Origin of the sequence: Gordonia sp. OPL2 (assembly GCF_003797825.1) — a bacterium.
Taxonomy (GTDB): domain Bacteria; phylum Actinomycetota; class Actinomycetes; order Mycobacteriales; family Mycobacteriaceae; genus Gordonia.
This window is the reverse complement of sequence record NZ_RKME01000005.1, coordinates 174,105-186,054: the sequence shown is the minus strand read 5'-3', so window position 1 is coordinate 186,054 and position 11,950 is coordinate 174,105. Positions and strand designations below refer to the sequence as shown.

The following is an 11,950-nucleotide window of genomic DNA, read 5'->3' as shown; positions in this document are numbered from 1 at the left end:
ATGGAACCGGAACGCGCACCGATGCGTCCAAAGAACATGACCCGTACACGTCTCGTCGTCGCCGGCCTCATCCTGATCCTCGGCGTCGGCACGCCGCTCGCTCATCCGGCCCAGGCCGGTCCCCGCTACCCCGGCACCGGTGACCGCATCACCGTCGTCCTCACCTCCGATCGTCAGTACAACAGTGCGGTCGCCTGGTACGACGCACACAACCGGATGCGGCGACAGAGCGACGTGCCGCTGAACCGCTTCGACAAGCGCACCGGACTCTGGTCGGGTTCACTCGTCTACACGAGCCGCGTGCGACATCAGAAGATCGACACCGTCCTGCAGTCCGACGGCCGTTTCGCCCGGTGCGCGGTGTGGATCAACAAGACAAAGGTCCGTGAGAAGACGGCACGCGGGCCGCGGTATGCCACTGCCTACTGCCACTAGACGACCGAATCCGTCGAAAATCGGCCGCTTTCCCATCAATTTCCTTCCTTGGCGCGCGAACGCGTTGCGGAAATCGTAATCTGATCCCACCTTGTTCCATGAGTGGGAGTCAGAATGGTCGAAACCACACACGCCGAGATCCACGCGGGTGAGAAGGGACTGCGGGCCGGTTCCATCGGGCTGCTGGGCAACGTCATCATCGGGTTGTCGGCGGTCGCGCCGGCCTACAGCCTCGCGGCGACCCTCGGGTATGTGGTCGCGGCCGTCCACATGAAGGCTCCGGCGATGTTCGTGCTGGCCTTCATCCCGATGCTCCTCGTGGCCTTCGCCTATCGCGAGCTCTCCCGCGACACCCCGGACTGCGGGACCACGTTCACCTGGGGGACGAAGGCCTTCGGCCCCTGGATCGGGTGGATAGGCGGCTGGGGCCTGGCGGTCTCGGCCATCATCGTGCTGGCCAACGTTGCCGAGATCGCGGCCGTCTACCTACTCAAGTTCCTGGGCCTGGACTCACTGGCGGACACGCTGTGGGTCAAAGTCCTTCTGGGCTGCCTCTTCATTGCGGTGATGACGTGGATCAGTATCCGCGGCATCGTGATCAGCGAACGCATGCAGGCGGTGCTGATGTTCGTGCAGTTCGCGGTGCTCATTCTCGCCAGCGTCATCGCGCTGGTGAAGGTCGGCCTCGACAAGGCGGGCCCACAGGCGATCTCGCCCGAGATCAGTTGGCTGTGGCCCGGCGGTCTCAGTCAGTCCGAGATCGCCGCGGCGGTGATCCTGTGCATCTTCATCTATTGGGGCTGGGACGCGTGCCTGGCGATCGGCGAGGAGACGAAGGACCCCGAGAAGACCCCGGGCCGCGCCGCAGTGATCACCTGTCTCATCCTGGTCGCCACCTACGTGCTCGTCGCCTATGCGGTGGAGTCCTTCGCCGGGTTCGGCGACACCGGGATCGGTCTCAACAACCCCGACAACGCCGACGACGTGCTCACCATCCTCGGCGAACCCGTGGCCGGCGGGGTGATGGCCGCGGCACTGTTGCTCACCGTCAGCATCTCGGCGCTCTCGTCGACGCAGTCCACGATTCTGCCGACGGCCCGAGGCAGCCTGTCGATGGCCGTCTACAAGGCACTGCCCGAACGCTTTGCGTCCATCCACCCCCGCTACATGACGCCGGCGTTCGGTACCGCCGTCATGGGGATCTCGGCCCTGGTGTTCTATCTGGTGCTGTCGTTCCTGAGCCAGAACACGCTCGGCGACTCCATCGCGTCGCTCGGTCTCGCGGTCGCGTTCTACTACGGGATCACCGCGTACTCGTGCGTGTGGTACTTCCGTCGGACGCTGTTCGAGTCGGCCCGGAACTTCTTCATGCGTGGTCTGTTCCCCCTACTCGGCGCGGTCGCCATGACCTGGGCCTTCGTCAAGAGCGCCATCGACATGATCCAGCCCGACTACGGTTCGACGTCCATCGGCGGTGTCGGCGGGGTGTTCATCCTGGGGGTGGGCATGCTCGTTCTCGGCATCCCGCTCATGTTGGCCTGTTACGCGCACAACAGCAGCTTCTTCAAGGGCGAGACCCTCGACGCCAACACCGAAGTGAAGGTGCCCGATGTCTACTGAACCGCAGTCCGCGCAACCACCACGCCGGCTCGCCGTCGGCTACCTCGCCACGCCATCCGGTCGTGACGGCGTCGCCCTGGCCGTCGCCATCGCTCGGGTGACGGGGGCCGCGATCGATCTCATCTGCGTCGTCCATCCGGTGGAGTACGACGGTCAGCCCGGACTCCGCGCGTATCAGGAGCGCATCGAGAACCAGGCGGCGCAATGGCTCGCCGACGGCGCCGCGGAGATCCCCGACGGCATCGAGAAGCGCGCGATCGTCACCCTCGACGATTCGTTCGCGCAGGGCCTCATCGACGCCGCACAGCGAGCCGGGGCGGAGCTGATCGTCGTCGGTGGCACCGGCGACGGATTGTTCCGCCGCCACAGCCTGGGCACGGTCAGCACCGAGCTGCTGCACTCGTCACCGCTGCCCGTCGCGCTCGCTCCCCGCGGCTACGCCGAACGTCCACCGGCACAGCTCGATTCGGTGACCGTCGCGGTGTCGGTGAAGCCCGGTCGCAGCAACCCGCTGCCGTTCGCGCTCACCCTGGCGACGACGTCGGGCCTCGATGTACGCCTGCTCTCGCTGGTCTCGCTGAACTCCCCGTTCGACGACGAGTCGTCGCGCGATGCACGCGAGCAGCAGGTCGCGGTCGCCCAGAAGCTGCTGGACGAGACCCGCTCGACGGTTCCCGACGACCTCGACGTCGACGTCCTCGTCGCCGACGGCGCGACCCTCGACGAGGCCCTCGACAACCTGCCGTGGGACGACGGCGACATCGTGGCGGTGGGCTCCGGTCATCTCGGGTCGATCAATCGGGTCTTCCTCGGCAGTACCGCGGCGCGGATACTGCGCTGGACCACGGCTCCGGTCATCGTCGTGCCCCGGTCGACGGACCAGTGACCACACGCACCGTCCTCGAACTGCGGCACGCCGAATGCGAATCCCCGGGCGCGCTCGGCGTCGGACTCGCCGACCGCGCGCGGATCGAGACCGTCCGGATGTGGGCCGAGCCGCTGACCGCCGACCCCGCGGACCATGACGGCATCCTCGTCATGGGCGGTCCGATGGGCGCCGACGACGGCCCCACCGTCCCATGGATCGACGAGGAGATCGCCTTCCTGCGCCGCGCTGTCGACGCCGGTATCCCGATCTGGGGTGCCTGCCTCGGTTCTCAACTCCTCGCCACCGCACTCGGCGCCGGGGTGACGACCGGGCCCGCACCGGAGATCGGCGTCTTCGACGTCACGTTCACAGACGACGGGCTGCGTGACCCCGTCTGGTCCGGTCTCGGAGCGTCGAGCTTCCCTGCGCTGCACTGGCATTTCGACACGTTCTCGCTGCCACCCGGCGCCCACCTGCTCGCGTCGTCGGCGGCGTATCGACACCAACTGTTCCGCCACGGCCCGCACTACGGCGTCCAGTTCCACCTCGAAGTGGATTCCCCGCTCCTACGGGAGTGGCTCGCGGTCGACGAGTATCGGGCGGAACTGTGCGCGACGCTCGGCGAGGACGGCGTGCAACGCCTGACCGCCGACGTCGCCGACGCCTCCCGAGTCACGCATCCGATGGCCGTCGCCGCGATCCGGCGGTGGTTCGACCTGCACATCGGTCCCTAGCTGTCGAAGCCGAGACCGATCCGGTCCATCATGCTCAACCATGCACCGCGCTTGCCCTGCCGACGCTCGCTACGGGCGAGTTCTCTGCGGGTGAGGGTGATGCCGAACCAGCGCAACGGTTCCGGCGGAAACGGGATCGGCTTGGTCCGGACCATCGCCAGTCGGGTCCGTTCGGTGTCGAGTCCGTCCACGAGGTCGAGCGCGGTGCGCGCACCGAAATGCGATGCGCCGACGCCGAGTCCGGTGAAGCCGACGACACTGACCACCCTGCCGTCGAGTGCGCGGTCCCAGAACGCGCAGAACCGGGAACAGGTGTCGATGACCCCACCCCAGGCGTGTGTCGCCCGGATTCCCTCCAACTGCGGGAAGAACTGCAGCAGGTGTTCGCCCAGCAGACCGAACTCCCGCGGCTCGAAGGCATGACGCGGATCGGCGTCGGAACCGTAGTGGTACAGCGCATCCCAGCCACCGAACAGGATGCGGTCGTCGGCGGTCAGCCGGAAGTAGTGGAAACGGGGTCCGCTGTCGGCGAGGCCTTCGCGCCCCGCCCATCCGACCGCGGCCCGCTGCTCCGGCGACAGCGGCTCGGTCATCAACGCGTAGTCCCACACCGGCACGGTGTACAACCGGAGACGACGCAGCAGCGACGGGCTCGCCGACGTCGCGAGAACAACTGCTGCAGCATCGATCTCACCGAATGCCGTGCTCGCCCGGACACGATCGCCGTCGGAGGCGAGTCCGGTGACCTCGGTGTTCTCGTAGACGGTGACTCCCAGATCCTCCGCGGCCCGGGTCAGTCCCCATGCCAGCTTCGCCGGATCGAGCATGATCACGTCGGGGTCCAGGACGGCGGCCGCCACCATCGGCGACGAGACGCGCTCACGCGCCTGCGGTCCCGGCAGCAGCGGGAGCGTCGCCCCGAGGAGCGCGCCCTGCGAGGAATACTCCTGGAGATCGGCCACCTGCCAGTCGAAGTTGGCGATGTCGAGCTCACCGGTGCGTTCCGCGTCGGCGTCGATGCCCAGCCGCTCGAGTGTCGACTCGATTGCATCGAGGGTCTCGCGCCCCATGCGGATCAGCTGGGGCATCTCGTCACCGAATCGGTCCAGACCGTTCGCGAGACCGTGGGTGATGCTCGCCGAGCAGAATCCGCCGTTGCGGCCCGACGCCTGTTCGGCGATCCGGTCGCGCTCCACCAGCACGACACGACGGCCCGGGTTCTCCTCGGCCGCCTGGACCGCCGTCCACAGACCTGTGAACCCGCCGCCGACGACGAGCAAGTCGGCGGTGACCGAGGTGTCGAGACGTGGTCGGGGCGCAGGGCGTTGCGGCCGGTCCAGCCAGTAGGGTTCTCGGCTCGCCTGTGCCACCATGGCGCGACCCCGCTCGGTCGGCTCCGTCGCCCACGGCTGTGCGGGACCGCCCGAGCCGCCGCGGGTCACCGCCCACCCGCGAACACGGTTCGATGCCAAGGCTTCTCGGCAATCGCGGTGATGTCGCTCATCACGTGCTTGACTGCCAGGTACTCGTCGAGCGAGTAGGCGGACATGTCCTTGCCGAAGCCGGATGCGCCGAATCCGCCGTGCGGCATCTCGCTGATGATCGGGATGTGATCGTTGATCCAGACACACCCGGCGTGGATCTCGCGGCCGGCCCGCTGCGCGCGGAAGACGTCACGCGTCCACGCCGACGCGGCGAGTCCGTAGACGGTGTCGTTGGCGCGGCGGATCGCGTCGTCGTCGTCGGCGAAGGTGCTCACGGTCAGCACCGGCCCGAAGACCTCGTCCCGGTACACCTCCGCATCCTCGGTCACGTCGGCGAGCAACGTCGGCCGGTAGAACGCACCCGGGCCGTCGACGATCCCGCCGCCGGTCACCAGTCGGGCACCGGCGGCGACGGCGCGATCGACCATCCCCGCCACCTTGTCGCGGTGTGCGCGCGAACTGAGCGAACCCATGTCGGTGGCCGGATCGGTCGGGTCGCCGACGGTCATCGATGCCATCAGTTCGGCGACACCGGCGACGAAGTCGTCGTACAACGCAGGCGCGACGATGGCCCGGGTCGCGGCGGTGCAGTCCTGCCCGGCGTTGATCAGCGATCCGGCGACCGCACCGTGGACCGCCGCGGTGAGATCGGCGTCGTCGAACACGACGAACGGCGCCTTGCCGCCGAGTTCGAGTTGCACTCGGGTGCCGTTACGAGCGGCCTGCGCCATCACCTGGCGACCGACACCGGTGGACCCGGTGAACGTGACCATGTCCAGACCGGCGTGCCCCGACAGCGCGGACCCCACCTCGGATCCGGTGCCGACCACGACATTGAACACCCCGTCGGGCAGTCCGGCCTCGGTCGCCAGACGGGCCAGGGTGAGCGTGGTCAGCGGGGTGAGTTCCGCGGGCTTCAGCACAACCGCGCATCCGGCGGCGAGGGCGGGGATGACCTTCCACACCGCCATCTGCAACGGGTAGTTCCACGGCGCGATCGACCCGACGACGCCGACGGGTTCGCGCCTGATCGACGACGTGTGATCCCCGGAGTACTCGGCGCTGGCCTTTCCGTCGAGGTTGCGGGCCAGCCCGGCGAAGAAGTCGACGTTGTCGATGCTGCCCGGCACGTCGAACTCCGTCGCGAGCCGGATGGTCCGCCCGGTCTGCGCGACCTCCTCGGCGGCGATGGCGGCTGCCTCGGTCCGCAAGACGTCGGCCAGTCGCCGCAGCACCTCCGAGCGTTCGGCCGGTGTCGCGCCGCCCCACTCCGACTGCGCCACCCGCGCCGACCTGACCGCCGCATCCACGTCGGCCGGTGTCGCCAGGGTTACGGTGGCAACAGTCGCGTCGGTGGCCGGGTCGATGACCGTGTGGGTCGGTCCGGAGCCGGCTACAGCTGCTCCGTCGATCCAGGATCCGGGCACTGTGTCAGGGGTGGACATGGCGGAGAGTCTAACAGCGCAGATGACGGAATCACTATGTGAAGTCCGAATTTCACTACGGATAACATTGCTTCGGGTTGCCAACTTCTACCGAATCCGTCAACATCGATATGTGGTCGAACCTCCCTCACCCGCACTCGACGCGACGGCCAAGAAGATCATCGAAGAACTCCAGGCCGATGGTCGGAGTTCGTATGCGTCGATCGGCAAGGCGGTCGGTCTCTCCGAGGCCGCAGTCCGCAACCGCGTGCAGCGCCTCAGCGAGAGCGGGTTGCTGCAGATCGTCGCGGTGACCGATCCGCTGAAGCTCGGATTCTCCCGGCAGGCATTGATCGGCATCCGTTGCACCGGAGATACCGAGGCATTGGCCGAGCAGCTGTCGGCCTGCCCCGAGATCGATTACGTCGTACTCACCGCCGGATCGTTCGACATCCTGATCGAGGTCGTGTGCGAGGACGACGACCATCTCCTGCGCATCCTGAACCAGAAGGTCCGCACGCACACCGAGGTCACCGCGACCGAGACGCTCGTCTATCTGAAACTGGTCAAACAACAATACAATTGGGGTACCCGATGACCATTGCCAACGAACCCGCCGCCGATCTCTCGCTCGGCGAGCGCAGCGCCGCCCACCTCTGGGGCCACTTCGCCCGTCACGGTGAAGGCATCACTCCGCCGGTGATCACCCGCGGTGAGGGCATGCGGATCTACGACGACCGCGGACGCAGTTACCTCGACGGCCTCGCCGGGCTGTTCGTCGTCCAGGCCGGTCACGGGCGGGTCGAACTGGCCGAGGCCGCGGCAAAACAGGCCAAAGAGCTTGCGTTCTTCCCGATCTGGTCGTACGCGACACCGCCGGCCGTCGAACTCGCCGAACGCCTCGCCGCATACGCACCAGGCGATCTCAACCGCGTCTTCTTCACCACCGGCGGCGGTGAGGCCGTCGAGAGCGCCTGGAAGCTGGCCAAACAGTACTACAAACTGGTCGGAAAACCCATGAAGCACAAGGTGATCTCGCGTGCAGTCGCCTATCACGGCACACCGCAGGGCGCGCTCGCCATCACCGGCGTGCCCGCGCTGAAGCAGATGTTCGAGCCGCTGACGCCAGGTGGTTTCCGCGCACCGAACACCAACATCTACCGGGCCGACGACGAACTCGCCGGCGACCCCAAGAAGTTCGGACGATGGGCCGCCGACCGCATCGCCGAGGCCATCGAGTTCGAGGGCCCCGATACTGTCGCCGCGGTCTTCCTCGAACCCGTGCAGAACGCCGGGGGGTGCTTCCCGCCCCCGCCCGGCTACTTCGAACGTGTCCGCGAGATCTGCGACGAGTACGACGTGCTGTTGGTGTCCGATGAGGTGATCTGCGCGTTCGGCCGCATCGGATCGATGTTCGCCTGTGACGATTTCGGCTACGTTCCGGACATCATCACCTGCGCGAAGGGCATGACCTCGGGCTATTCGCCGATCGGCGCGATGATCGCCAGCGACCGGCTGTTCGAGCCGTTCCGCGACGGCACGACCTCCTTCCCGCACGGCTACACCTTCGGCGGGCATCCGGTGTCGGCGGCCGTCGCGCTGGCGAACCTGGATCTCTTCGAACGCGAAGGCCTCAACGATCACGTGAAGCAGAACGCGCCCGCGTTCCGGGCGACGCTGGAACGGCTGAACGATCTGCCGATCGTCGGTGACGTTCGCGGCGAAGGCTACTTCTACGGGATCGAACTGGTGAAGGACAAGGCAACCAAGGAGACGTTCAGCAACGCCGAATCCGAACGCATCCTCCGCGGATTCCTGTCCAGCGCACTGTTCGAGGCCGGCCTCTACTGCCGCGCCGACGATCGTGGGGATCCGGTCGTGCAGCTCGCGCCGCCGCTCATCGCCGGTCAGGTGGAGTTCGACGAGATGGAACAGATCCTGCGGTCGGTGCTGACGGAGGCATATACCCTCCTGTAGATCATGACGAGGATCCAGGAGTTGCCCAAGGTCGAGTTGCACGTCCACATCGAGGGCACGTTGGAACCCGAGCTCGTGCTGGAGTTGGCGCGCGATGCCGGCATCGATCTGCCCTACCGCGACGCCGAGTCATTGCGCGGCCGATATGTGTTCAGCAATCTGCAGTCGTTCCTCGACATCTACTACGAGAACATGGCCGTTCTCCGTCGTCGCCATGACTTCGGTCGTCTCGCCTACGAATACGCCAGACGCGCGCACGCGGGCGGGGTGGTGCACGCGGAGGTGTTCTTCGATCCGCAGGCGCATCGGATTCGCGGTGTGCCCGTCACCGACGTGGTGAGCGGCCTGACCGACGGATTCGACCGAGCACGTTCGGAATTCGGGTTCACCGCGGAGCTCATCGCATGCTTCCTCCGGGACCGGCCGGTCGCCGAGGCCATCGCCACCCTCGACGAACTCACCGCGTGCGAGGCCCCGATCCTCGGGGTGGGCCTGGACTCCGCCGAGGTGGGATATCCGGCGTCGCTGTTCGCCGAGGTCTTCGACCGTGCCGGCGCGCTCGGCCTGCGGCGGGTGGCCCACGCCGGCGAGGAAGGCGGCCCCGAGTCGATCCGGATGGCGATGGACACGCTGGCCGTCGAGCGGGTCGATCACGGTATTCGCAGTGTCGACGATCCCGCATTGGTGGCCGAGCTGGCTGCCGATAGTGTCCCGCTGACGGTGTGCCCGTTGTCGAATGTGCGCCTGCAGGCCGTGACCGACCTCGCCTCGCACCCCCTTCCCGACCTGCTGGCGGCCGGAGCACACGTCACGATCAACTCGGACGATCCCGCCTACTTCGGCGGATACGCCGACGACAATTTCGCCGCCGTGGCCGAGACCTTCGACCTCGACGACGCCACGCTCGCACGCCTCGCGCACAATTCGGTGTCCGCCAGTTTTCTCTCCGCGGAACGCAAGGAGCAGGTGCATGCGCGCATCGACCATTGGCTCGAGGCCGCGGCGGACTGACCGCTGGTAACCTCCGAGCGATGAGGGTGGGGAGACGAACGGCGGCGGTTCTCGTCGCGGCCTGCATCTCGATCGTCCCCATCGTGCCGGCGTCGGTCAGCTCGGCAGCTCCGCTCACGCCGATCCCGACCCCCGTCACCGATCACTGTCCCCATCGGGTCGGTCCTCCCCCGCCGGTCGACGAATCCGAGGTCGTCGCCCCGGGCGCCTCGTCACCGACTCCGTTGCCCGTCCCGGACACGCCGGTGGGTGGCGAGCAGCTCGCGGGGTGCGGTGTCGTCGCCGACCCGGCGCTCGGTCCGGTACCCCCGAACCTGACGTCGGCCGGGTGGCTCATCGCCGACCTCGACAGCGGCAATGTCATCGCGGCCAAGGACCCGCACGGCCGGTACCGCCCGGCCTCCACGATCAAGGTGTTGCTGGCCCTCGTCGCGCTGGACGAACTCGACCTCGACACACCGGTCGTCGCGACCGCGGAGGATTGGGGCGCCGAAGGTGATTCATGCGGCATGGGCCCGGGCGGGCACTACACGACGCGAGACCTGCTGACCGGGCTGATCGTGGTGTCCGGCAACGATTGTGCTCATGCCCTGGCCCGCGAGCTCGGCGGGACCGAGTCGACGCTCGACAAGATGAACGCGAAGGCACGGGCCCTGAACGCCCTGGACACGCGCGCGGCGTCACCGTCGGGATTGGACGCTGCGGGGATGTCGAGCTCGCCGTACGATCTGGCGCTCATCTTTCGCGAGGCCATGCGCCACAGCACTTTCCGCGACCTGATCGCGTTGCGCACCCATCCGTTCCCCGGCTATCCGAAGCGCCCCGACGTCCCCGGCGACACCGATCACCCCGCCTACCCGATGTACACGTCCAATCAGCTGCTCCTGGAGGGCTATCCGGGAACGCTCGGCGGAAAAACCGGCTACACCGACGACGCACGCAAGACATTCGTCGGTGCCGTCGAGCGCGATGGCCGACGGATCATGATCGTGCAGATGTTCGGGCTCACCGTCGAGTCCGATTCGTACTGGGATCAGGCGAAGTCGCTGTTCGACTACGGATTCCGCGCACCCGCCGAGTCGTCGACGGGGACGCTGGTCGCACCGGGCGCCGCGGCCGGTGCCAACAGAGCAGCGCACACGGCGACCCCGACCCCGACGTCGGCAGCCGACACGACCGTGACCGCAGGCGGAACCAATCACCCCACTCGATGGTCGGTGCGCATCCTGATCGGTCTGATCGCGGCACTCGCGGCAATCGTGCTGCTGCTCATCGCACTTCGCCTCTTCGCCCGACGCTGAGGGCGGACGCCGCCGAGGCCGTCAGCGGCGGAGCAACCAGCCCGCGACAGCACTGGCCGCTGCACCGATTCCGGCGGCAGCGACGAGCGATGCAGGCTTGGAGACCGGGTTGACGTCGTAGTTCGGGGACACCACGACCGGCGGCAGCGGCTCGTCCTCCTCGGTCACCTGGAACTCGTCGTTGATCGGATCCGTCGCGCACCAGGCGGCGGCGTAGAGCACGATCCGCGACGCCAGATACGCGAACACCAGCAGACCGATGATGGGCCCGAAGGCGACGCCCGCCGGTCCGCTCAGCACGGACTGCAGGTAGATACCGCCGACCGTCTTGACGATCTCGAAGGCGATCGCGGTGAGCAGCCCGGCCTTGAGGGTGTTGCGAAACGGCAACTGCACCAGGGGCAGTCGTGACATCACGAAGGTGAACAGCAGCCAGGTCGCCAGCACCGACACGATGGTCGACACGGTTCGGACGACTGCCGGCGCCCAGGACGCGTCGTCGAGCCCGACCCACGACAACACCTCGGTCGTCAGGCCCGAGTTGCCGAGGGCGGTGAGAGCCATGGTGGCCGCGAACGCCAGTCCCAGCACGACGAAGGTGACCAGGTCCCACACCTTCGACATGACGGCATTGCGGTTCACGCGTCCGCCCCACATCTCCGTCATCCCCAGCCGCACCCCGGAGATCCATCCGATCCCGGTGAACGCCGCACCGAGAAGACCGACGATGCCCACCGCGGCACGGGAGTCGATGGCGGAGTTGATCAGATCGTTGACCTGCTCGTCCATGCCCTCCGGCACGTTTTCGACGATGGCGTCCTGGAGTTCCTTCAGCAGTTCCGGCTGGTTTGCGAGCACGAAGCCGCCGATGGCGAACACCACCATGACGATCGGGACCAGCGCCAGGATCCCGTTGAAGCTGATCGAGGCCGCGTACAGATTCCCGCGCCGGTCGTTGTATCGCTGCACCGTCTGGATCAGGTGCTCCAGCCACGGCCAGCGCTCGCGCCGCTCCTGGAACGTCGTCTTCGCACGATCGACGACCGATTTACTCGAATCCACTACCGAACTCACGAGTACCGCCTCCTCGCTCGGG

The 11,950-nt window shown here is 67.3% G+C and carries 11 protein-coding genes; 8 read left to right on the top strand and 3 right to left on the bottom strand.

The window, feature by feature from the left end; all coding sequences use genetic code 11:
* The 4 genes from EEB19_RS07780 to EEB19_RS07765 all read left to right on the top strand — a co-directional run bounded on the left by EEB19_RS07780 (position 1) and on the right by EEB19_RS07765 (position 3,657).
* On the top strand, positions 1 to 435 hold the full coding sequence (locus tag EEB19_RS07780; RefSeq protein ID WP_187584815.1) for a hypothetical protein: 435 nt from the start codon (positions 1 to 3) through the stop codon (positions 433 to 435).
* Positions 436 to 549: 114 nt separating this feature from the next.
* Positions 550 to 2,055: an APC family permease gene (locus tag EEB19_RS07775; RefSeq protein ID WP_187584813.1), complete on the top strand. Its 1,506-nt coding sequence runs from the start codon at positions 550 to 552 to the stop codon at positions 2,053 to 2,055.
* A complete protein-coding gene (locus EEB19_RS07770; RefSeq protein ID WP_187584811.1) occupies positions 2,045 to 2,941 on the top strand; it encodes a universal stress protein in 897 nt (298 codons plus the stop codon). The genes EEB19_RS07775 and EEB19_RS07770 overlap by 11 nt, the downstream gene beginning before the upstream one ends.
* A complete protein-coding gene (locus EEB19_RS07765) occupies positions 2,938 to 3,657 on the top strand; it encodes a type 1 glutamine amidotransferase (RefSeq protein WP_187584809.1) in 720 nt (239 codons plus the stop codon). The genes EEB19_RS07770 and EEB19_RS07765 overlap by 4 nt, the downstream gene beginning before the upstream one ends.
* Here EEB19_RS07765 and EEB19_RS07760 read toward each other — a convergent pair.
* A complete protein-coding gene (locus EEB19_RS07760) occupies positions 3,654 to 5,030 on the bottom strand; it encodes an FAD-binding oxidoreductase (RefSeq protein ID WP_187584807.1) in 1,377 nt (458 codons plus the stop codon). The two genes, EEB19_RS07765 and EEB19_RS07760, sit on opposite strands and share 4 nt — an antisense overlap.
* A gap of 65 nt (positions 5,031 to 5,095) precedes the next feature.
* The gene (locus tag EEB19_RS07755; RefSeq protein WP_187584805.1) at positions 5,096 to 6,586 is read right to left on the bottom strand and encodes a gamma-aminobutyraldehyde dehydrogenase; all 1,491 of its coding nucleotides are present in this window, start codon (positions 6,584 to 6,586) and stop codon (positions 5,096 to 5,098) included.
* 112 nt (positions 6,587 to 6,698) lie between these two features.
* On the opposite strand from EEB19_RS07755, the gene EEB19_RS07750 reads away from it, so the two are divergent.
* Genes EEB19_RS07750 through EEB19_RS07735 form a run of 4 tightly spaced genes read left to right on the top strand, consistent with a single transcriptional unit; the run spans position 6,699 to position 10,854 of the window.
* Positions 6,699 to 7,163 (top strand): Lrp/AsnC family transcriptional regulator, encoded by a 465-nt coding sequence (locus EEB19_RS07750; RefSeq protein WP_262365509.1) that lies wholly within the window; start codon positions 6,699 to 6,701, stop codon positions 7,161 to 7,163.
* Positions 7,160 to 8,542 carry an aspartate aminotransferase family protein gene (locus EEB19_RS07745; protein WP_187584801.1) on the top strand — a complete coding sequence of 461 codons (1,383 nt, stop codon included), beginning with the start codon at positions 7,160 to 7,162 and terminating at the stop codon, positions 8,540 to 8,542. Before EEB19_RS07750 ends, EEB19_RS07745 begins: the two co-directional genes overlap by 4 nt.
* A 3-nt stretch (positions 8,543 to 8,545) precedes the next feature.
* Positions 8,546 to 9,553 carry an adenosine deaminase gene (locus EEB19_RS07740; RefSeq protein WP_187584800.1) on the top strand — a complete coding sequence of 336 codons (1,008 nt, stop codon included), beginning with the start codon at positions 8,546 to 8,548 and terminating at the stop codon, positions 9,551 to 9,553.
* 20 nt (positions 9,554 to 9,573) lie between these two features.
* A complete protein-coding gene (locus EEB19_RS07735) occupies positions 9,574 to 10,854 on the top strand; it encodes a D-alanyl-D-alanine carboxypeptidase family protein (RefSeq protein ID WP_187584798.1) in 1,281 nt (426 codons plus the stop codon).
* Between the two features lie 21 nt (positions 10,855 to 10,875).
* On the opposite strand, the gene EEB19_RS07730 is transcribed toward EEB19_RS07735, so the two are convergent.
* Positions 10,876 to 11,928, bottom strand: a complete 1,053-nt coding sequence (locus tag EEB19_RS07730) for a YhjD/YihY/BrkB family envelope integrity protein (protein WP_187584795.1) — start codon at positions 11,926 to 11,928, stop codon at positions 10,876 to 10,878.
* Positions 11,929 to 11,950: the final 22 nt, after the last annotated feature.